Source organism: Streptomyces sp. NPDC059454, from assembly GCF_042749965.1.
In the GTDB taxonomy this organism is placed as follows: domain Bacteria; phylum Actinomycetota; class Actinomycetes; order Streptomycetales; family Streptomycetaceae; genus Streptomyces.
This window is the reverse complement of sequence record NZ_JBHYVC010000011.1, coordinates 106444-126725: the sequence shown is the minus strand read 5'-3', so window position 1 is coordinate 126725 and position 20282 is coordinate 106444. Positions and strand designations below refer to the sequence as shown.

Genomic DNA, 20282 nt, shown 5'->3' with positions numbered 1-20282 from the left:
CCGCGAAGGCGCACGCGCGCGTGGGGCCCTGGTGACACGAAGGTCACCAGGGCCCGCTTGTGCCCGAATCGGGGCGGAAGTTGCCTGTCTGCCCTGTGGGATGCGCTACAAAAACCGGGATTCGTTTGAGGACGGGGGGACGGCCCGCTTAGCGTCATCCGGGCTGTTCGTCGGGCAGTGCGCCGCATCCGCGGCACCGGACAGCCATCGCCGAGTCCCCGTACGGCGCGAGCCAGGGGAGCCGGGGACCCGTGCAGTCCCTGGGGTGAATCGGACGCCCGCGCGTGTCGCGAGGGGGTCCGTAGGAGACCTTCCTGCTCCGAACCCGTCAGCTAACCCGGTAGGCGAGAGGGAAGGAAAGGACCAGCCTGTACATGGCGTTCACCCGCGCCCCGGGCAAGCACCGTCGTCCCAGCCGGACGCAGCGCGGCACCGCCCGCGCGGCGGGCGTCGCGGCGCTCACCACCACCGGCGTCGTCGGTTCCCTCGCGGCTCCCGCACTCGCCGCCGAACCCGCCGCCGCGCAGACCGGCCTCACGCCCGTCGTCACCCTGGGCGACGCGGTCGCCGACCGGATCGACGCCCAGGCGGCCGCCCAGCACGAGGCCGCCCGGGAGGCGGCCGAGGCCGCCGCACGGAAGGCCGCCGAGGAGACCGCGCGCGAGAAGGCCGCCAAGGCGGCGGAGGAGGCCCGCGCGGAGAAGGAGCGCGCCGCGCGTGAGGCCGAGCGTGAGCGCCTCAACACCTTCGTCTCCCCGATCCCCGGCTCGTACGTCTCGACCAGTTACCAGGCCGGCAGCTCGCTGTGGTCCTCCGGCAGCCACACCGGTGTCGACTTCCACGCCGCGAGCGGCACCCCCGTCCAGTCGGTCGGCATCGGCACCGTCGTCGAGGCCGGCTGGGGCGGCTCGTACGGCAACCAGGTCGTCATCAAGATGCACGACGGTACGTACACCCAGTACGGTCACCTGTCGTCCATCGGCGTCTCCGTGGGCCAGCAGGTCGCCGCCGGGCAGCAGATAGGCGTCTCCGGCGCCACCGGCAACGTCACGGGCGCGCATCTGCACTTCGAGGCCCGTACGACCGCCGAGTACGGCTCCGACCTCGATCCCGTCGCCTACCTCCGTGCGCACGGGGTGAACCTCTGACCCGACCGCTTCCCGATGCCCCGGCTCCCCGAGCCGGGGCATCGGTGTTTCCGGGGGCCTGTCCAAAAAATATGCATGGATTCCGGTCCGCCGTCGTGAATTCCCGCTGATTGGAATAGAGTCACGGAACACACGTCAATCGTCGACGTTTCACGGGGATTAAGCCGGAGGTCGGTCATGCGTATTCCCGCGCACTCGGTGTGCACGGCGATCCGGGACGACATCGTCGCGGGTGTCCACGAGCGCGGCGGCCGGCTCACCGAGGAAGTACTCGCCCGCCGTTACGGTGTCTCCCGCGTCCCCGTCCGGGAGGCGCTGCGCACGCTGGAGGCCGAGGGATTCGTGGTGACCCGGCGGCACGCGGGCGCGTGCGTCGCGGAACCCACCGAGCAGGAGGCCGCCGACCTGCTGGAGATGCGCATGCTCCTCGAGCCGCTCGGCGCCTCCCGCGCGGCCCAGCGCCGCACCGAGGCCCATCTGAAGGTGCTGCGCGGCCTGGTCCGGCTGGGGCAGGAACGCGCCCGCCAGGGCAGCAGCGACGACCTGCGCTCCCTGAGCGGCTGGTTTCACGAGACGCTCGCCCAAGCCACCGGCAGCCCGGCACTGACCTCGACGCTGACCCAGCTGCGGCACAAGATCGCCTGGATGTACACCACCGAGGGGCCGCCCGACCCGGTCGGGTACTGGGCGGAGCACGGCGCGATCGTGGACGCCGTGGCGCGCGGCGACGGTGACCGCGCGCGGTCCGTCACGGCACTGCACACCGAGCGCGCGAGCGCCGGGCACCGCCTGCGTTTCGTCTCCGGCGCCGGCCGCGCGGACCGTGTGAGGAACTCGCAACATCCTGTAAACATGCCGAGCCTTCGGCATTAACACAGGTGCCGTATACAAAGAGGGTTCATTTCTCGGGGGTTATCTCTGCTGCCCGTAAAGGGAAAAGCAAAAGGCCCGCCCGGTGGTCCGGGCGGGCCTTTCGGTTGCGGTGCGTGTCGGTGAGGAGACATTCCCGCACCCCATACGTGCTCAGACGGTCTCGGGGAGCTCCTCGAGACCCTCGGAGACCAGCTTCGCCAGCCGGTCCAGGGCGGCGTCGGCGCCCTCGGCGTCGGACGCGAGGACGATCTCCTCGCCGCCCTGGGCGCCCAGGCCCAGCACAGCCAGCATGGAGGCCGCGTTGACGGGGTCGCCCCCGGCCTTGGCGATCGTCACCGGGACGCCTGTGGCCGTGGCGGCTCGGACGAAGATGGAAGCGGGGCGGGCGTGGAGGCCCTCGGCCCAGCCGACGTTGACGCGGCGCTCAGCCATGTGTTGCTGCCCTTCGGTGTTCAGGGTTGTCTAGACCAGTTTCCCACATCGTGAAGCGTGCCCGGAGCGTGTACCGGAGCGTGCCCGAAGTGGCATCCGCTCCCGCTCCCGGCGACAGCCGGACCGCGGCCTCGGCCCGGCTGTCGTCCACCACAGACTGCCTCGCGCCGTTGTCGTACGCGAGCCGTAGTCTGGGGCCCATGCAGATCTCGTCGGACCGGCACGAGTATCCCGCCCACTGGGAGGCCGACGTGGTGCTGCGCGACGGCGGCACCGCGCGCATCCGCCCCATCACCGTTGATGACGCCGAGCGCCTGGTCAGCTTCTACGAGCAGGTGTCGGACGAGTCGAAGTACTACCGCTTCTTCGCGCCCTACCCTCGCCTGTCCGCCAAGGACGTCCACCGCTTCACGCACCACGACTTCGTGGACCGGGTGGGACTCGCGGCCACCATCGGCGGCGAGTTCATCGCCACCGTACGCTACGACCGCATCGGCGCCGACGGGACGCCCGCCTCGGCGCCGGCCGACGAGGCCGAGGTCGCCTTCCTCGTACAGGACGCCCACCAGGGCCGGGGCGTAGCCTCCGCCCTCCTCGAACACATCGGTGCCGTCGCGCGCGAGCGCGGCATCCGCCGGTTCGCGGCCGAGGTGCTGCCCGCCAACACCAAGATGATCAAGGTGTTCACCGACGCCGGGTACACCCAGAAGCGCAGCTTCGAGGACGGCGTGGTCCGCCTGGAGTTCGACCTCGAACCCACCGACCGTTCCATGGCCGTGCAGTACGCGCGCGAACAGCGTGCCGAGGCGCGCTCCGTGCAGCGGCTGCTCGCCCCCGGCTCGGTGGCCGTCGTAGGGGCCGGCCGCACACCCGGCGGCGTGGGCCGCAGCGTCCTCGACAATCTCCGGAACACCGGCTTCACCGGCCGGCTCTACGCGGTGAACAAGGCGTTGGGGGAGGGGGAGAAGGAGCTCGGCGGGGTGGCCGCGTTCCGCTCGGTGCGGGACATCGACGGGCCCGTCGACCTCGCGGTCGTCGCGGTGCCCGCCGAGCGCGTCCCCGAAGTCGTCACCGAGTGCGGCGAGCACGGCGTGCAGGGGCTCGTCGTCGTCTCCGCCGGCTACGCCGAGTCCGGCCCCGGGGGCCGCGACCGCCAGCGCGCCCTCGTACGGCAGGCGCGCTCGTACGGCATGCGGATCATCGGCCCGAACGCCTTCGGCGTCATCAACACCTCCCCGGACGTACGGCTGAACGCCTCGCTCGCCCCCCAGATGCCCCGCCCGGGCCGGATCGGACTGTTCGCCCAGTCCGGCGCCATCGGCGTCGCCCTGCTGTCCCGCCTGCACCGGCGCGGCGGCGGCGTCACCGGCGTCACGGGCGTGTCCACCTTCGTGTCGTCCGGCAACCGGGCAGACGTCTCCGGCAACGACGTCCTGCAGTACTGGTACGAGGACCCCGACACCGACGTCGTCCTGATGTACCTGGAGTCCATCGGCAACCCCCGCAAGTTCACCCGCCTCGCCCGCCGGACCGCGGCGGCGAAGCCGCTGGTCGTGGTCCAGGGCGCACGCCATGGAGCGGGTCCCCGGGGGCACGCCGTACGGGCGACCCGGCTGCCCCACGCGACGGTGTCCGCGCTGCTGCGGCAGGCCGGGGTGATCCGCGTGGACACCATCACCGAACTGGTCGACGCGGGCCTGCTGCTCGCCCGCCAGCCCCTGCCGGCCGGGCCCCGGGTGGCGATCCTCGGCAACTCCGAGTCCCTGGGCCTGCTCACCTACGACGCCTGCCTCGCCGAAGGGCTGCGTCCGCATGCCCCGCTGGACCTCACCACCGCCGCCTCGGCGGCGGACTTCCACGCGGCGCTCTCCCGCGCGCTGGCCGACGACACGAGCGACGCGGTCGTCGTGACGGCGATCCCGGCGGTGGGGGAGGGCTCGGTCGGCGACGCGGCCCTGGCCCAGGCCCTGCGCTCGGCCGCCGCCGCGACCCCGTCCAAACCCGTCCTGGTGGTCCACGTGGAACTCGGCGGCCTCGCGGCGGCCCTGTCGGCCGCCACCAGCACGGCCCCGCAGGCCCCGGCGGTCCCGGCGCCACAGCCCCGGGCGGACGCCGCTTCCGCGACGGCCCCGCCGCTCCCCGAGGGCGCCCACCTCATCCCCGCCTACCCCGCTTCCGAGCGTGCCGTCCGGGCGCTCGCCCAGGCCGTCGCGTACGCGCAGTGGCGGCGGGACGCCGCCGAGCCCGGCAAGGTGCCCGAGTACGACGACATCGACCAGCGGGGCGCCGCCGCCCTCGTCGACGGACTGCTCTCGCGCGGGCAGGGCCTCGCCCTCGGCACCGCCGAGACCTGCGACCTGCTCGGCACCTACGGCATCCACGTCCACCGCGCCCTCCCCGCCCCGGACCCCGACGCCGCCGCCGAGGCCGCGCGCACCCTCGGCCACCCCGTGGCCCTCAAGGCGACCGCCCCCCATCTGAGGCACCGCGCCGACCTGGGCGGCGTCCGCCTGGACCTGGCCGACGAGGAGCAACTGCGCCGGGCGTACAGCGAGTTGACGGAGCTGTTCGGCACCCCGGAGGAGCTGCGCCCCGTGGTGCAGCGGATGGCACCGCGCGGTGTCGACACCGTCGTACGAGCGGTCATCGACCCCGCCGCCGGAGCCGTCCTGTCCTTCGGGCTCGCCGGGCCCCCCTCGCAGCTGCTCGGGGACATGGCGCACCGGCTGATTCCGGTCACCGACCGGGACGCGACCTCACTGGTGCGATCGATCCGGACCGCCCCGCTCCTGTTCGGCTGGCGCGGCTCGGCACCGGTCGACACCCCGGCGCTGGAGGAGCTGATGCTGAGGGTGTCGCGGCTGGTCGACGATCATCCGGAGGTCGTCGTGGTCACCCTGGAGCCGGTCGTCGTCGCCCCGCACGGCGTGAGCGTCCTCGGCGCCTCCGTACGCCTGGCCCCGCCGCCCGCCCGTGACGACCTCGGCCCGCGGACCCTCCCCGCGTACTGACCGGAGCCGGGGGAGCGGAGTGCGGTGAGCGGTGCCTCGCAGTCAGTGGTCCCCCGTAGGATGGGCGTCATGGCCAAGACCAGTACGACGACCCAGGGGCTGCGGGCGGCGATCGAGCGCAGCGGCTACTACCCGGCCCTCGTGGCCGAGGCGGTGGAGGCCGCCGTGGGCGGCGAGCCCATCCGGTCGTACCTGGTCCACCAGGAGACGACGTTCGACTCGAACGAGGTGCGGCGGCACGTCACCGTGCTCGTCCTCACCGGCAACCGCTTCATCGTCAGCCACACCGACGAGCAGGCCGCGGACACCACCTCCTCGACGCCGTACGCCACCACGTCCACGGAGTCGGTCAAGCTCGGCCGGATCTCGTCGATCGTGGTCAGCCGGGTGGTCGCCAACCCGGAGTCGTACAAGCCGGGCACGCTGCCGCGCGAGATCGTGCTCACCATCGGCTGGGGCGCCGTCTCCCGCATCGACCTGGAGCCGGCCGCCTGCGGCGACCCCAACTGCGAGGCCGACCACGGCTACACGGGCAGCTCCACGGCGGACGACCTGAGCCTGCGCGTCAGCGAGGCCGGTGACGGCCCGGAGACGGTGCGCCAGGCGCTCACCTTCGCGCAGGCCCTGTCCGAGGCGACCGCGGACCAGACACGCTGATGACCCAGCCCACACCCGGCGCGCAGTCCGTGCCCGGCGCCCAGCCTGCGTCGGGCGTGCGGCCCACTCCCGGCGCCCAGCCTGCGTCGGGTGTGCGGCCCGTCCCCGGTGCGCAGTCCGCGCCCGGCGTCCAGCCTGCGCCGGGTGTGCGGCCCGTCCCCGGTGCGCAGTCCGCGCCCGGCGTCCAGCCTGCGCCGGGTGCGCGGCCCGCCCCCGGTGCGCATCCTGTACCGGGCGTGCGGTCCGTATCCGGTGCGCAGCCCGCGCCGCGCCCGCGGGCCCCCCGCCCCACGCCGCCCGCCCGCACCCCGCAGTCCACATCCACGGCACGGCCGACGCCTCCCGCCCGGCCCGCGCCTCCCGCCCGGCCCACGCCGGCCCCGCACCCCACCGCCTGGGACGACGCGCATCCGCGCCCCCTCACCCCGGACTCCGCGCCGCTGCCCGAATACGGCACCGGTTCGCTCGCCGACCTGCTGCCCACGCTCGCCGCCGGCATGGCCGTCCCCGGTACGACCGCCGCGATCCCCGAGCTGGCCCCCGCCGACCGCAACTGCGTGTTCCTGATCGACGGGCTGGGCTGGGAGCAGCTGAAGGCGCACCCGGACGAGGCCCCCTTCATGACGTCCCTGCTCGCCTCCTCGCGCGGCGGCACCGGACGCCCGATCACCGCCGGATACCCGGCGACGACCGCCACCTCGCTGGCCTCCGTCGGCACCGGCCTGCCGCCGGGCGCGCACGGCCTGCCCGGCTACACCGTGCGCAACCCGGACACCGGCGAGCTGATGAACCAGCTGCGCTGGCAGCCCTGGGCCCCGCCCGGCCCCTGGCAGCCGTACCCCACCGTCTTCGAGCTGGCCCACCGCGCGGGCGTGCACGCGGCCCAGGTCTCCTCGCCGACCTTCGCGAACACCCCGCTGACCAAGGTCGCGCTCAGCGGCGGCACCTTCCTCGGGCGGCTCTCGGGGGAGGAGCGCATGGACACCGCGGCCGAGCAACTCGCCGCCGCCGACCGCGCCCTGGTCTACACGTACTACGCCGAGGTCGACGGCGCCGGCCACCGCTACGGTCTCGACTCCGACACCTGGCGCGGCCAGCTCATGTACGTCGACCGCCTGGTCCAGCGCCTGGCCGAACAGCTCCCCCCGCGCAGCGCGCTCTACGTCACCGCCGACCACGGCATGATCGACGTCCCCTTCGACGAGGACCACCGCATCGACTTCGACGAGGACTGGGAGCTGAAGGCGGGCGTCGCCCTGCTCGGCGGCGAGGGCCGCGCCCGGCACGTCTACGCCGTACCGGGCGCCGCGAACGACGTGCTGACCTGCTGGCGCGAGGTGCTCGGCGAGCAGTTCTGGGTGGCCTCGCGCGACGAGGCGATCGAGGCGGGCTGGTTCGGGCCGGCGGTCGACGAGCGCGTGTACCACCGGATCGGCGACGTGGTCGCCGCCGCGCGGGACGACGTCCTGCTGATCGCCTCCGAGCGGGAGCCCAGGGAGTCGGCGATGGTCGGCAACCACGGCTCGATGACCCCTGCCGAGCAGCTGGTCCCCCTGCTCGAAGTACGCTCCTGAACTCCTGACGATCCGCCCGCAACCTCTGCCGAAAGGTGCCCGACCCCCCATGCCCGAGCTGGTGTTCTTCTGTGGAACGATGGACTGCGGGAAGTCGACGCTGGCTCTCCAGATCGAGCACAACCGTTCGGCACGCGGCCTGACCGGCATGATCTTCACCCGCAACGACCGGGCCGGCGAGGGCAAGCTCTCCTCCCGCCTGGGCCTGGTCACGGACGCGGTGGAGGTCGGCGACGGCGCGGACCTGTACGCGCACCTCGTCGACCACCTCTCCCGGGGCCGGCGCGCGGACTACGTGATCGCGGACGAGGCGCAGTTCCTGGCGCCGGAGCAGATCGACCAGCTCGCGCGCGTGGTGGACGACCTGGAACTCGACGTCTACGCCTTCGGCATCACCACCGACTTCCGCTCCAAGCTGTTCCCCGGCTCCCAACGGCTGGTGGAACTGGCCGACCGGGTCGAGGTGCTCCAGGTGGAGGCCCTGTGCTGGTGCGGCGCCCGCGCCACGCACAACGCCCGCACGGTCGGCGGGGTCATGGTCGTCGAGGGCGCCCAGGTGGTCGTCGGCGACGTCACCGGCTCCGCGGACGAGGTCGGCTACGAGGTCCTGTGCCGCCGTCACCACCGCCGCCGCATGACGGCCGTGACGGCCCATGCGGCAGCGCTGTCGCCCGACATATTGCCGGTCACGTCGGGCTGACCGTGTGCTCGTGGGGCACCGGTCGGTTCGGGGACGGCAAGGGAATCGTGGGTGACCTCTCGTCCTGCACCGGTGTGGCTGGGTGACGGGTGCGGCGGACGCACCGGCCGCAGGGCCGGGTGCCGGGGCCGCGAGAGCCGGAGCCTCGGGGCGGCAGCCGAGGGCCGTGAACCCCACGAGGTCCGGGGAGGGGCGCGTGACCGGCCGAACATCCGCTGGTATCAGGTGAGCTGAGGGTCGAACTCGACGAAGTGGCCGACTTGCAGCCTCGGCCTTCTCTACGCTGGTGAGCGATCGACTGCACAGTCACGGCAAGGCGGAAGAGAATCATGCGCGGCCTCACCGAGGCGAACCTCAAGACGCTGGCCGGTGCCCGTTCCTTCGAACGCGCCCTCGGGTATCTCGAAGCGGTGTCCGGGGTCGAGGTGGGCGACGGCTGGATCACCGCGAGCGTCCACGGGACGGAGCGGTACGAGGCGGAGCTGACCCTGGACGGGCCCGGCGGGCTGTCCGGCGCGTGCGACTGCCCGTACGGTCTTGAGGGCAACTTCTGCAAGCACCTGGTCGCCCTCGGCCTGACCGTGCTCGCCCGGCCGGAGAGCCTGCCGCGGCAGCGGAAGGCGGCCCGGGAGCGCGCGCAGGACCTCGACGGGTGGTTGTCCGCCCTGTCCAAGGACGAGTTGCTCGCCCTGCTGCGGGAACAGATCGACGAGGACCGGCAGGTGCGGCGACGCCTGGAACTGCGGGCCGCGAGCGCCCGAGGGGACCTCACCGCGGTCCGGTCCCGTATCCGCGATCTGCTCGACATCGGCCCCTTCGCGCGGTACGGCTACGTCGAGTACGCCGATGCCCGCGCCTACGCCGACCAGGCCCGGCAGGCGGTGTCCGCGATCGGCGCGCTGACCGTCTCGGGCCGGGCCGCCGACGCGGTCACCCTGGCGCGGGAGGCGATGCGGTTGCTGGCCGAGGCGGCGGAGAGTGTCGACGACTCCGACGGCCGGCTCGGGCAGATCGGCGCGGACCTCGCCGACGCCCACCTCGACGCGTGCCGCGCGGCACGCCCCGACCCCGAGGAGCTCGCACGCTGGCTGGCCGGCCATGTGCTCGGCGACATCGACGACGGTCTGACCGACATCGATCCGCTCGACTACGACGACGTGCTCGGAGAGGAGGGCATGGCCGTCCTGCGAAAGCTGGCCGTCGAGGCGTGGCGCCGCAACCGCCGCGGCTGGGCGGAGAAGTACCTGATGGAGCGTCTGGCCAAGGCCGGGGGAAACGTCGACGCGGTGATCGCCGTGCACGCGGCCGATCTCGCACCGAACGGCCACACCCACCTGGTCATCGCCCGCGAGCTGGAGGCCGCCCGGCGTTTCGACGAGGCCCTGGACTGGGCGGAACGCGGTGTCCGGGACGCCCGGGACCTCTCCGCCGTGGACACCGCCCTCGTCGACCACCTCTGCGACCGCTATGTGCGGGCGGGCCGGATCGCCGACGCCGTCGCGGTGCGCCGCGACCACTTCGGCGCCCGCCGCTCACTGCTCGCGTACCAGCAGCTGCGCGCCGCCGCGCGGGCCGCGGACAGCTGGCCGGCCGAGCGCGAGGGAGCCCTCGCGCTGTTGCGCGCCGACGCGGAGCGGCCGCGACAGGGCCGGTACGGCGGCTCCGTCCTGGTCGACGCTCTGCTCGACGACAAGGACGTCGATGCCGCCTGGCGGGCCGCTGCCCGAACCGGCGCCCACGACCGGCAGTGGCTCACGCTCGCCGACCGGGCGCGGGCCACCCGTCCCGCCGACGCGCTCGGCGTCTACCTGCGCCTGGTGGAGCCGCTGACCAAGGAGACCGGCAACACGGTCTACGAGCGGCTCGTCGGCCTGCTGCTGAGCATCCGCGACTGCCACCGCCGCCTGGGCACCGAAGACGAGTTCGCCGCTTACGTCACCGCCTTGCGCACCGCCCAGAAACGCAAGCGGAACCTGATGCGCCTGCTGGACGAACACGGCCTGTGAGCCGGACGGCTCCTCGGAGATCCGTCAGGCCCACGCCCCCGGTCTCCCGATGGTGCTCCTCACATGGCCAGAAGCCCGCCCATCGGACTGGACGGCCAGTGGTGCGAATGGTCGGCGGCGCAGGGACCGAGGCCGAGAGCAACGGGCGGCTCGCGGCCTGCGTGGACGAGGGGGGCGGGGTGCGGTTCTGTGCCTGATGCCGGCCAGCGCTTCGAGAACCCACCGTGGACTGGCGGCAGGCGCTGTCGGGCGCGGTCCGGGAAGCCGCCGCGTGGGCCGCCGGGGCCGTCGACTGCACCTACCGCCGCCCGTCGCGCCGCACCCCGGCGCCGCGCGGCGTCGTCCTGCCCAGCCTGCGCCGTCCGCTGCCCCGGGTGGCCGTCGTCGACACCTCGGGCTCGATGGGCGACGCGGAACTCGCCGCCGCCCTGGGGGAGGTCACGGGCGTCCTGCGCGAGGTCGGCGTGCGCGGCAACCGCGTCACCGTCCTCGCCTGCGACGCCGACGTGCACGCCGTGTCCCGGGGGACGGCCACCGAGCAGATCACCCTCGGCGGCGGGGGCGGCACGGACATGCGCGTCGGCATCGAAGCGGCCCTCGCGGCCCGCGACCGCCCCTCGATCGTCATCGTCCTCACCGACGGATACACGACCTGGCCCGCCGAAACGCCGTCCTGCCGCCTCATCGCCGCCCTGATCGGACCCGAGGCACCGCAACCCCCGAGTTGGGCGGAGACGGTACGGGTCACCGCCTGACGGCGCGACTGCGGGCCTCCGCGGACGAGTTCCCCACGGGACATACTTGCCGCACGCGATGCACCGTTCACCCGTGCTGTCGGCAACGAACCGACTGCGCACTCCAAGTACTCGATCTTGGAACCTGAGAACGTATCGGCCCTGCCTGGGCTTGAGTCGTAAGTACCTGCAACATTGCCTGGTGCAACCTCGCGCGTCCCAACTTTTCCTGGGGGGTCTACTTGAGTAAGCGTCCCAAGCCACCAAGGTATTTGATCACGGCCCATTGGTATTCCAGGAGACGATCCTCCACCGAATATGCATGGAACTTCTATCGAGCATGTGAGCGTGCGGAGAAGCTCGCAGCCCGAGGCGCCAATGTTTACCTTGACAAGAGGGATGACTCTGAAGTCGAGTGGTATGAGGTCAAGCACTTTCTGCCCCGGTGCAAGCGCTCGCAAATCGATGAGCAGCAGGGAGTGGCTGATGAGGCCAGAAAAGAAGTGACGCGACGTGAGCGGGTTGCTGCCGAAACCGAGCGCCTGCTAAAGGAGTTGCGCGACCGTAAGGCGGCGCAGGAACAAGCTGAAATCCGCGAAGAGATCATGGAAGTTTTTCCTGGTTCGATCCCGCACCAGCACCCGGCCCCACGCAGGCCCCGCGATCCTGCGGGGACGAGATCGCGGCGCGCCGAGCGTGCACCGGTGACGTTCGCCGAACGGCGCGTGGCTTATCCGGATAACCACGATGCCGCGTTTCCTGATCTTCACGGTTTCCACAACTGACCCGGAAGGAAGGGGCGGATCCACGCACCTACGTGAGAGCTCTGCCACCCGACAGGAACGAGCCGTTGGCCGGATCCGGCAGGTAGATGTTGTTGGCGAATCCGTCGGACGGCCGCCGGACACCTGTACCGGCAACATGATTGGAGCGTTTCTCCAGCGAAACACCGTGTAGGCGGCGTCACGTTGGGAGAAACGCTCCAATCACCGAACAGGGACGGATTCGCCAACGGCATCCGCCCGGTGGTCCGGTCCTGCGGGTCCGGACCACCGGATACGACGGCAGCGTCTCAGGCAGGGACCGGCAATGCTCCCGAGCCCGTACGAGCGTCAGACGCGCCGCTCCGAAAGGCCGGCCCGACGAAACCCGTCCAGGCCTCACGGGAGACCGTGAGCATGGGACCGGCCTCAGCCTTCGAGTCCCGGACGTGCACAACTGCCGTAGCAGGCGCGACCTCTACACAATCACCGCCCTCGGTTCCGCTGTAGCTGCTCTTGAACCAGGCCAGGCCGGAGGCGACGGTCGAGGACTCGGCGTTGTTCATAGTGATCCCAGCACCCCTTCGATGAGCTCCGGTGACTCTCGCGGACTGAGAGCCTGCGATCGGACAATCCCATGGCGGGCGGCGGCCAGAACCCCTTGCTCGGGGTCGGTCTGCAGAGAGCCGCCCCCTGTGCCTCGGCGTACACGAACTTCTTGCCGTCCTTGCGCGTGACGACCGTGAACGGCCCGTTCACACCGGCATCGTCCTCGCGGTCGACCGGCATGACCTGGATCTCGACATTGCGCCTCTGTCCGATCAGCAGTAGGTGCTCCAACTGCCCGCGCAGCACGCGCTTGCCCCCGTAAGGGCGCCGCAGGATCGCCTCGTCGAGTACGAAGCTCAGTAGCGGGGCGGGGCGGGGCGACGATCGAAGGCGTCCCGCCGGGCCAAGCGTGCCGTCACTCGCTGCTCGACGGTCTCCTCGTCCAAGGGAGGCCGCCTCATGGCGAGCAGCGCCCTCATGTACTCCTCCGTCTGAAGCAGCCCCTTGACCATCAGGGTGTCGTAGGCGACCAGCTCAACGGCCTCCTTCTCCAACACCGCCATCCCCTGAAAGAACACCGGATACTGAGCCCGCTCCACCTGCTCCTTCCACAGGCACAGCAACCCACCCGCCCCAACACCTCATCCGCCCGCTCGATCGTCCGGGGCGTCGGAATCCGCCGCCCCTGCTCGAACGACGCAACGGTGGACGCCGAATACCCGAGCCGCCGCCCGAACTCCTCGCGTTCCAGCCCCTCCCGCACGCGCAGCGTCTTCATCGTCTGCCCGAACGCGACGACGACACCTCGCCCCGCCTCGTCCTCGGGCCGCCGCCCGGCCCCGTCGTCGTTCTCCCACCCGTCCCCGAGACTCACGACCGCCGCTCCCGCGTCGCCGCCGTTCTCACGCTCCCCGGGAACCGCCTCGACCCCGGCCTCCGCACCCTTGCGCTCAGTCATGTCACCACCGCCCCTTTCGCTCAACGCCTCCGTAAGGGACGCCGTCACGGCGCGCGGTTCCGACACGCGCGTGCAACACGGGTACAGCCGCCCCCTGTCGCTGTGTCACCACTGCTCACGCCACGCGACCGACGGGACCGTGAGGGGCGTGACGACGAAACCCGTCAATCCCACTGACACCACCCAACCCGCCACTCTCCGCACCCCCTTGAAGGCACCCTCGCCGCCGGGCCCCGCCTTCGGAGACGCGCTTCACCTCCACACCGCGCGGAGCCCGTCTCGCCCGCCGCCTCGCGGCCGTCCGGCTGGACGCGTGGGGCATCCCGTACGGCACCGACCCGCACGACGTGATCGTGCTGATCGTCGCCGAGCTCACCGCCAACGCCGTGAACCACGGTCACGTCCCCGGCCGGGACTTCCACCTCCGCCTCCACACCACTTCCGACGGCCGCACCGTGCGCGTCGAGGTCACCGACACCCGGACCGAACGCCACCCTCGCCGCCCCACCGCCCCGGAGGAGGCCGACGGCACCGGCCGCGGACTGCTCCTCGTGACGCAGCTCGCGACCCGCCGGGGCCGGCACCCGCGCCCGGACGGCCCGGGCAAGACCGTTTGGGCGGAATACGCCTTTCCGGCGGTCCGGGAGTACCCCCGTGGCCACCGGGATGAGCGTCGGGTCGTACGGAAGACCGCAGCGGGCGCGACTGCGAACCGGGCATTGGAGTCCTCAGGGCGGTTTGGGTGCACCGGATGCTGTGGTGTTCCAGTGGTCCGTGTCCTGCGGACCTCTTGCCGCCGCAGCGCACGGTCACCGTTTGACACGGTTGCGGACGGCCAGGACCGCCAGGCCCAGCAGGACGGGCTCTGCCACGCGGGAGGCCATCTCGATGTAGGTGCCGGCGGTGGTCAGGTCCTGTCCGCTGGAGCGGAACACCACGGAGTTGAGCGTGACGTTCAGGGCCTTCTCGAAGCGCTTGCCGGTGAACCTGTTTCCGGTGGGATTCCGCGGGTCGGCCTCGTCGATCTCGAAGGTGACCTTGCCCCCGCCGGGCGGCACGGTGCCGGTCGCTTGCTGCTTCAGGGAGTTCTGGGGGAGTCCGAAGCCCATCAGCAGCACGATGGTGACGAGCATGGCGGCAGCGAGCCAGCCCAGGGCGCGGGAGGCGCGCAGTCCGTAGCCGGACAGTATCCAGTAGCCGTGCAGCAGTCCGCGTTCGGCACGGGGGGTGCCGGTGCGGTCGTGGCGGCGCATCTCCATCTCGCCGTAGTAGAAGTCCGCCGCCCCCGGTTCGTTCTTGCCGTCCTCGAACGCCTTGCGGAGTGCTCGGTACACCGGCGCCAGCTGCGCCGGCCCGGCGTGCCCGGCGCCGAGCACCGCTGGATTCCAACCCCGAACGGCTCTCGGCCGACGCGCGCGCCAGTGGTGTTCTTCGGCGAGGGTACGTCGCTGGGTGAACCGCACCGGGCGTCGACGCCGCCAGTGCGTGCGGGACAGGACCGTGTCGAAGGAGCAGGCGCCCTCCAGCCGCAGCTGGTCCAGGTGGACGGTCCCGGTGAACAGGCACTCCGACAGGTCGACGTCGGCGAGAACCAGATGGGCGGCGTCCACCCCACGCAGCGAGGCGATCCGCACCGCGGTGTCGGGTGCGTGGGCAAGAGCCTGTTCTGCCACAGGCTGTCCGTCGGGAAGCACGAAGGGGTCGGCCTCCGCGGCGATCGTGAGGGGGTACTCGAAGACGGCGTGGGCGAAGTCCACTGTGGCATAGCGCAGACCCAACTCGGCCGTCGACGACCAGCGGGTCCGTCGGCACTCCAGGCGACGGGCGGCGAACGAGAGGGTCGCCGGGCAGCTGAACACCGCTCCGGACAACTTCACCCGCCCGGCGCACACCAGTGGACCAAGGCTGACCGACTGCTGGAAAGCCGCCTGTTCGAACCACGCGTCTCCCTGAAAAATCACCGACTCGAACCGGGTGTCGCGCTGAAACGTGGCCGACTCGAACCAGGCGTTCCCCTGGAAGGTCGCCGAGGCGAACAGGACGTCGCCCGAGAAGATCGCCCTCTCGAACCAGGCGTCCCCCCGGAAGGTCGTAGTACGGAACCGGGCGACGCCTTGAAAGGTTGCCGAGCCGAATCGGGCGACGTGCCCGAAGGCGGCCGTCTCGAACCAGACGTCCCCCTGAAAGGTCGCTGAATTGAACCGGGCGGTGCTCTGGAAGGTCGCCGTCTCGAACCAGGCGACGTGCCCGAAGGCCGCAGACTTGAACCAAGCCTCCCTCTGAAACGTGGCCTCCTCGAACCGGGCGTCGTCCTGGAAGGTGGCCTCCTCGAACCCGGCGACGCCCTGGAAGGTCGCCGACACAAACCCGGCGACGCCTTGGAAGGTGGCCTCCTCGAACCCGGCGACGCCCTGGAAGGTCGCCGACTCGAATCGCGCGACGCCCTGGAAGGTCGCCGCATCGAACCGTGCGGAACCGAGGCGGGGATGTCCGGTGGCGGGGTCGCGGAGGGCGTCGAGAAGCGAGTCGAGAAGGGATTCGGTGAAGGAGGTGCCGCGGTGGTCGATGCCGACGCCGGGGGTCAGACCGGCCAGGTAGGCGTCGCGGTCGGCGTCGGCCAGGTGAGCGAGGCACGCGGTGTGACCGGGGACGTGGATGCCATGGCAACCGACCGGGTCCTCCGGGTCGGCGCCGTGGCCACAGTGCGGCCAATCGGGCGGAGACGTGGACGGTGCGGGGCTGGGATGCGTCATGTCCGAAGGACGATCACGCGCGGTCGGACGGTTTCCCGCCGCTGCCGGGCCGCTGTACCTACCGAAGGAAACGCTGGGGTGGATCGTGCGCTCCTGAAATCCTCCCCTGCGCTTCCGTGGCGGTCATCGTTTCCGACGACTCCGTGTGGGCCACCGGGATCGACCACTGGCTGGCCGGAACGGACAGCATCACCGCCGAGGAACGCCAAGCGGTCTCCGTGCTCCCCGCGCCGATGCCCGGCCGTCCCGTCATTCCCGTCCGATCAGGAACACCTGATCGTCGGCGTCCCCTTCCGCGCACTGTTCCACCGCGACCGCCGCTCCTGCCTCCTCCGCACCCCCGCGAATGCCCACGCACAGCCCGCCGTCCCGCGCCGGCCGCAACCGCCACCCGTCCGTGCCGTCGGCCCGCTCGATGCGGAACCACTGGGATTCGCCGCCCGCCCGGCAGTCGGTCCAGGGTTCGAGCGTGCCCTTGAACGCTGCGTCGTTCAGGACGGTGAGACAGCCGGGGCCGTGCACCGGGTGGTGGAACAGGATCTGGTAGAGGCCGTCGTCCGCCCGCTGGAGGTCCACGCGCGGAGGAACGGCCTCCGCGCAGGGCCGCTGCACCGCGAGCAGCTTGGATTCCCCGGAGCCGTCCGCGCGGACGTCCCCGTCGGTCAGGCACAGCTCGGGTGCGCGCGCCGGGCGGACGCGTGAGAAGCCGGCGGGCGGGCCGGGGGCGACCGCCGGTTTCGTGGTCGCGCCCTCGCGCGCCGCACCGCCGGTGGGTGTCCCGTCGTCCTGCCCGAACAGCACCGTCGCGCCGACGGCGAGCAGCGCCACCGTGCCGAGGGAGGCGACCGCGGCGGTCAGCGCGGTTCTGCCGCGACCGGTGCCGGCCGGCTCCGGCGACCCGTCCGGGGGTTCCGGTTCCCGAACCGTCCCCTCGGCCGCAGAGGCCTCCCCGGCCGCCAGCCGCTCCCTGGCCGCCAGCCACTCCGGCACGTCCCGCCCGGCACCGCACGCCCGGACCAGCGCCGCGACCACCTCCGCGCGCGGCAGCGCGTCCCGCCGCAGGACGTCGGCCAGGGTGCTGCGCGCCAGCACCTCGTCGCGCTCGGCGGCCCGCTGCTCCAACTGGCGGTAGGTCAGCCCGCTGTGCTCCTTCAGCTCCCGCAACAGGGCGACGTACTCGCGTGCCGTTCGCGCATCCGCGGGATTCACGCCCTCCGAGACCACCATGCCGTCATTCTCATCACCCCCGTCACGGTAGGCAACTCTTGTCCGGCGTGGATCGGCCAGCCCAACTTCACTGTCCGAAGGAGCCGTTGACCAGGCCGGACAGTCTTCTTCCTGTCCCGGACACCTCAAGTCCTTGCCGGACAGGATCCGCCCGCCAAGACTCCGGTGCTGTCGACGCGTTCCGGACCCACGGGGGTGGACCGGACGCGGAGCCGTCACCGAACCCCCTCCATGACAGAAGGAGTTGTCCCATGCTCACGCACGCTCTGCGCACCCGGATCGCCCCGCTCGCCCTCACCACCGCCCTGGTCGGAGGTCTGGCCGTCACCACGACCGCGACCGCCCCGGACGCCCACGCGGCGGGCGGCAGCTACTACCTGTACTTCAAGAAGAACACGTCCAACCCGATCAACTCCAAGCTCTACCTGATGAAGAGCATCGCCAACGCCAAGGACAAGGTCGTCGCCAAGTACCGCGCCGGCTCCGGCAACGGCAGCCAGAACGAGTGCGCCGTCAGCAAGGGGTGGCTGCCCGGAACCAACACGAAGAACGGCAAGTACAAGATCGAGTTCCACCGCACGAACTTCGACGGCATCATCAACGGCTACGTCATCAAGCTGTCCGACAAGAAGTGCAGCAAGGGCACCAAGCGCACGGAGCTGTTCGTGCACAGCGAGATGAAGCCGAACGGCAAGCAGGGCACCATCGAGTCCGAGCGCTGGGACGGCACGCGCGACTACTACTCCAACGGCTGCGTCAAGCTGAAGCCGGCCGACATCAAGGACCTCTTCGCCAAGGCCAAGCGCTACGGCTGGCCGAAGACGCTGTACGTCGTCAAGTAAGTCGCCGGCGGCAGGCGGGAGTCCGCGCGTCAGCGCGGGCTCTCCAGCACGGCGAAACGTGCGCCCTCCGGGCCCGTCACCAGGGCGACCCTGCCGTGGTCCCCGTCGCGGGCCGGTGCGAGGACCCGGCCGCCCAGGCGGAGGACCCGGTGCACGGCGTCCTCGGTGTCCCGCACGGTGAAGTACGTCGTCCAGTGCGGGCCCCGGTCCCGGGGAAGGGCGTTGCCCACGCCGTGGATGCCGACCACCGGGCGGCCGTCCAGGCGCAGGGTGACGTGGTCGGGGTCGGCGGAGACAGCCGGTTCCTCGTCGTAGCCGAACACGGTCTCGTAGAACTTGGCGGTATGGGCCGACTCGAAGGTCGTCAGTTCGTTCCAGGCGGGCGTGCCGGGCACACCGGTGACGGCGGTGCCCGGGCTCGCGGCCGCCTGCCAGACGCCGAAGACGGCACCGTGAGGGTCGGAGCCGATCGCCAGCCGGCCGGCGTCGGCGGCGTCCAGCGGGCCCACCCCGACAGTGCCGCCGCACGACCGCACCACGTCCGCCGTCAGGTCCACGTCGTCCGAGGCGAAGTAGGGCGTCCAGGCGACCGGCAGATCACGGTCCGGCGGCAGCACGCCGATGCCGGCCACCTCACGCCCGTCGAGCAGGGCACGCACATAGGGGCCGAGCTGCTGGGGGCCGGGGCGGAACTCCCAGCCGAACAGCGCCCCGTAGAACTCCTCGGTCGCCTCCAGGCCGTGCACCATCAGGCTCACCCAGCAGGGTGTGCCGGGTGTGTGCCGGGTGGGCGCCTCGCCGTTCGGGCGGGCGTTCCCCCGTGGATCGGTCATCGTCACTCTCTTCTCGGCCGTCGCGCGGTGGCCGTGCTCTCCTCGACCCGGCGGGGTCGCATCGTGTGCGATCCGCGGGTGATCCCCGTGCCGATCGGGGCACCGGCGCGGTCCGTGCCGGTGCGCGCTTCCGCGCGGGCCTTGTTCCCGGAGGATGCCCGACGCGCGGGTCCTCGTCCCCTTCGGCGCGCTTGCCGACGGGTGTCGATCGGTTGTACAGCATGTGCCCGATCCGGTACGCCTTGTGATCGGAGCCGCCCGGCCGAGCAGAGTAGCCGGACGTGGACGGATCGGCCACCCCGTGCGCGAGGATGGTGGCCATGAACGCCATCATCTCCGCATCCGAACTCGCGGGCGCGTCGGCGGGCGCCAACCCGCCGGTGCTGCTCGACGTCCGCTGGCAGCTCAGTGTGGCCGCGGCGGCCGGTGAGCCGCCGTTCGACGGGCGGGCCGCGTACGAGGCCGGGCATCTTCCCGGCGCCGTCTTCGTCGACCTCGACGAGGAACTGGCGTCCGCGCCGGGCGGTCACGGACGCCATCCGCTGCCGGACCTCGCGGTGTTCGGCGCCGCGATGCGGCGGGCGGGCGTGTCGTCCGGGACGCCGGTGGTCGTGTACGACGGGGGCATGGGCTGGGGTGCCGCCCGCGCGTGGTGGCTGCTGCGCTGGACGGGTCACCCGGACGTGCGAGTCCTCGACGGCGGGTTGCCGTCCTGGGAGGGGCCGTTGGAGACGTCGGTGCCGCAGCCGGCCGAGGGGGACTTCGTACCGGTGCCGGGGGCGGCCGGGCTGCTCGACGCCGACGGTGCGGCGGCGCTGGCGCGTTCGGGGGTGTTGCTGGACGCCCGCGCGGGGGAGCGGTACCGCGGTGAGGTGGAGCCGATCGACCGGGTGGGCGGGCACATTCCCGGCGCGGTCTCGGCGCCCACGACGGAGAACGTCGGCGCCGACGGCCGCTTCCTGCCCGCGGACGAACTGAGCGCCCGCTTCAAGGAACTGGGCGTGTCGCGGGGTTCACCGGTCGGTGTGTACTGCGGCTCGGGTGTCTCCGGCGCGCACGAGGTACTGGCGCTGGCGGTCGCGGGCATCCCGGCGGCGCTGTACGTCGGTTCCTGGTCGGAGTGGTCGTCCGACCCCGGGCGGCCGGTCGCGGTGGGCCCGGACCCGCAGTAGACCGGAGCCCGGACGTGTGTGAGGGCGCTCGCCATGCGGGGAGCGCCCTCAC

At 71.9% G+C, this 20282-nt stretch carries 15 protein-coding genes, 3 pseudogenes and 1 riboswitch; of the genes and pseudogenes, 12 read left to right on the top strand and 6 right to left on the bottom strand.

Going from position 1 to position 20282, the window contains the following annotated elements; translation table 11 throughout:
- Positions 1 to 198: 198 nt before the first annotated feature.
- Positions 199 to 362, top strand: a riboswitch (cyclic di-AMP (ydaO/yuaA leader).
- Positions 363 to 374: 12 nt separating this feature from the next.
- On the top strand, positions 375 to 1148 hold the full coding sequence (locus ACFXAE_RS11085; protein ID WP_384711357.1) for a M23 family metallopeptidase: 774 nt from the start codon (positions 375 to 377) through the stop codon (positions 1146 to 1148).
- Between the two features lie 177 nt (positions 1149 to 1325).
- Entirely contained in the window at positions 1326 to 2021 is a 696-nt protein-coding gene (locus ACFXAE_RS11080; RefSeq protein ID WP_384711354.1) for a GntR family transcriptional regulator, read from the top strand.
- A gap of 150 nt (positions 2022 to 2171) precedes the next feature.
- Here the strand turns inward: ACFXAE_RS11080 and ACFXAE_RS11075 are convergent, their stop codons facing one another.
- On the bottom strand, positions 2172 to 2453 hold the full coding sequence (locus ACFXAE_RS11075; protein WP_356336625.1) for an HPr family phosphocarrier protein: 282 nt from the start codon (positions 2451 to 2453) through the stop codon (positions 2172 to 2174).
- Positions 2454 to 2653: 200 nt separating this feature from the next.
- Between ACFXAE_RS11075 and ACFXAE_RS11070 the strand changes: the two genes are divergently transcribed.
- The 7 genes and pseudogenes from ACFXAE_RS11070 (at position 2654) to ACFXAE_RS11040 (ending at position 11920) form a co-directional block, all read left to right on the top strand.
- On the top strand, positions 2654 to 5464 hold the full coding sequence (locus ACFXAE_RS11070) for a GNAT family N-acetyltransferase (RefSeq protein ID WP_384711351.1): 2811 nt from the start codon (positions 2654 to 2656) through the stop codon (positions 5462 to 5464).
- A gap of 69 nt (positions 5465 to 5533) precedes the next feature.
- Positions 5534 to 6121: a DUF5998 family protein gene (locus ACFXAE_RS11065; protein WP_384711348.1), complete on the top strand. Its 588-nt coding sequence runs from the start codon at positions 5534 to 5536 to the stop codon at positions 6119 to 6121.
- Between the two features lie 236 nt (positions 6122 to 6357).
- Positions 6358 to 7695, top strand: coding sequence for an alkaline phosphatase family protein (locus ACFXAE_RS11060; protein WP_384711345.1), 1338 nt, complete (start codon positions 6358 to 6360; stop codon positions 7693 to 7695).
- 49 nt (positions 7696 to 7744) lie between these two features.
- Positions 7745 to 8395 carry a thymidine kinase gene (locus ACFXAE_RS11055; RefSeq protein WP_384711342.1) on the top strand — a complete coding sequence of 217 codons (651 nt, stop codon included), beginning with the start codon at positions 7745 to 7747 and terminating at the stop codon, positions 8393 to 8395.
- 329 nt (positions 8396 to 8724) lie between these two features.
- Positions 8725 to 10401 carry an SWIM zinc finger domain-containing protein gene (locus ACFXAE_RS11050; RefSeq protein WP_384711339.1) on the top strand — a complete coding sequence of 559 codons (1677 nt, stop codon included), beginning with the start codon at positions 8725 to 8727 and terminating at the stop codon, positions 10399 to 10401.
- A 215-nt stretch (positions 10402 to 10616) separates the two neighbouring features.
- Positions 10617 to 11156, top strand: a pseudogene (locus ACFXAE_RS11045) (VWA-like domain-containing protein); the annotation flags it as partial.
- 458 nt (positions 11157 to 11614) lie between these two features.
- Complete coding sequence (locus tag ACFXAE_RS11040; RefSeq protein ID WP_384711336.1) at positions 11615 to 11920, top strand: hypothetical protein; 306 nt, start codon at positions 11615 to 11617, stop codon at positions 11918 to 11920.
- Between the two features lie 287 nt (positions 11921 to 12207).
- On the opposite strand, the gene ACFXAE_RS11035 is transcribed toward ACFXAE_RS11040, so the two are convergent.
- Both ACFXAE_RS11035 and ACFXAE_RS11030 read right to left on the bottom strand, forming a co-directional pair.
- A complete protein-coding gene (locus ACFXAE_RS11035) occupies positions 12208 to 12462 on the bottom strand; it encodes a DUF397 domain-containing protein (protein ID WP_384711333.1) in 255 nt (84 codons plus the stop codon).
- Positions 12459 to 13403, bottom strand: a pseudogene (locus tag ACFXAE_RS11030) (helix-turn-helix domain-containing protein). The gene ACFXAE_RS11035 and the pseudogene ACFXAE_RS11030 overlap by 4 nt, the downstream one beginning before the upstream one ends.
- Before the next feature lie 305 nt (positions 13404 to 13708).
- On the opposite strand from ACFXAE_RS11030, the pseudogene ACFXAE_RS11025 reads away from it, so the two are divergent.
- A pseudogene (locus tag ACFXAE_RS11025) lies at positions 13709 to 13960 on the top strand (ATP-binding protein); the annotation flags it as partial.
- Between the two features lie 252 nt (positions 13961 to 14212).
- On the opposite strand, the gene ACFXAE_RS11020 reads toward ACFXAE_RS11025, so the two are convergent.
- Both ACFXAE_RS11020 and ACFXAE_RS11015 read right to left on the bottom strand, forming a co-directional pair.
- On the bottom strand, positions 14213 to 16156 hold the full coding sequence (locus ACFXAE_RS11020) for a pentapeptide repeat-containing protein (protein ID WP_384711331.1): 1944 nt from the start codon (positions 16154 to 16156) through the stop codon (positions 14213 to 14215).
- 249 nt (positions 16157 to 16405) lie between these two features.
- Entirely contained in the window at positions 16406 to 17383 is a 978-nt protein-coding gene (locus ACFXAE_RS11015; protein WP_384711328.1) for a helix-turn-helix domain-containing protein, read from the bottom strand.
- Between the two features lie 251 nt (positions 17384 to 17634).
- Between ACFXAE_RS11015 and ACFXAE_RS11010 the strand changes: the two genes are divergently transcribed.
- A complete protein-coding gene (locus ACFXAE_RS11010; RefSeq protein ID WP_384711325.1) occupies positions 17635 to 18225 on the top strand; it encodes a L,D-transpeptidase family protein in 591 nt (196 codons plus the stop codon).
- A gap of 29 nt (positions 18226 to 18254) precedes the next feature.
- Here ACFXAE_RS11010 and ACFXAE_RS11005 read toward each other — a convergent pair whose 3' ends face one another.
- Entirely contained in the window at positions 18255 to 19058 is an 804-nt protein-coding gene (locus ACFXAE_RS11005; protein WP_384711322.1) for a VOC family protein, read from the bottom strand.
- 320 nt (positions 19059 to 19378) lie between these two features.
- Between ACFXAE_RS11005 and ACFXAE_RS11000 the strand changes: the two genes are divergently transcribed.
- Positions 19379 to 20230, top strand: coding sequence for a sulfurtransferase (locus tag ACFXAE_RS11000; protein WP_384711319.1), 852 nt, complete (start codon positions 19379 to 19381; stop codon positions 20228 to 20230).
- The last annotated feature ends 52 nt before the right edge of the window (positions 20231 to 20282 follow it).

What these genes read in the sequence shown, in the direction of transcription:
- ACFXAE_RS11075 (WP_356336625.1), bottom strand. Translation starts at nt 2,453, where the DNA reads ATGGCTGAGCGCCGCGTCAACGTCGGCTGGGCCGAGGGCCTCCACGCC.
- ACFXAE_RS11055 (WP_384711342.1), top strand. Translation starts at nt 7,745, where the DNA reads ATGCCCGAGCTGGTGTTCTTCTGTGGAACGATGGACTGCGGGAAGTCG.
- ACFXAE_RS11065 (WP_384711348.1), top strand. Translation starts at nt 5,534, where the DNA reads ATGGCCAAGACCAGTACGACGACCCAGGGGCTGCGGGCGGCGATCGAG.
- ACFXAE_RS11085 (WP_384711357.1), top strand. Translation starts at nt 375, where the DNA reads ATGGCGTTCACCCGCGCCCCGGGCAAGCACCGTCGTCCCAGCCGGACG.
- ACFXAE_RS11035 (WP_384711333.1), bottom strand. Translation starts at nt 12,462, where the DNA reads ATGAACAACGCCGAGTCCTCGACCGTCGCCTCCGGCCTGGCCTGGTTC.
- ACFXAE_RS11015 (WP_384711328.1), bottom strand. Translation starts at nt 17,383, where the DNA reads ATGGTGGTCTCGGAGGGCGTGAATCCCGCGGATGCGCGAACGGCACGC.
- ACFXAE_RS11020 (WP_384711331.1), bottom strand. Translation starts at nt 16,156, where the DNA reads ATGACGCATCCCAGCCCCGCACCGTCCACGTCTCCGCCCGATTGGCCG.
- ACFXAE_RS11000 (WP_384711319.1), top strand. Translation starts at nt 19,379, where the DNA reads ATGAACGCCATCATCTCCGCATCCGAACTCGCGGGCGCGTCGGCGGGC.
- ACFXAE_RS11070 (WP_384711351.1), top strand. Translation starts at nt 2,654, where the DNA reads ATGCAGATCTCGTCGGACCGGCACGAGTATCCCGCCCACTGGGAGGCC.
- ACFXAE_RS11005 (WP_384711322.1), bottom strand. Translation starts at nt 19,058, where the DNA reads ATGACCGATCCACGGGGGAACGCCCGCCCGAACGGCGAGGCGCCCACC.
- ACFXAE_RS11010 (WP_384711325.1), top strand. Translation starts at nt 17,635, where the DNA reads ATGCTCACGCACGCTCTGCGCACCCGGATCGCCCCGCTCGCCCTCACC.
- ACFXAE_RS11080 (WP_384711354.1), top strand. Translation starts at nt 1,326, where the DNA reads ATGCGTATTCCCGCGCACTCGGTGTGCACGGCGATCCGGGACGACATC.
- ACFXAE_RS11050 (WP_384711339.1), top strand. Translation starts at nt 8,725, where the DNA reads ATGCGCGGCCTCACCGAGGCGAACCTCAAGACGCTGGCCGGTGCCCGT.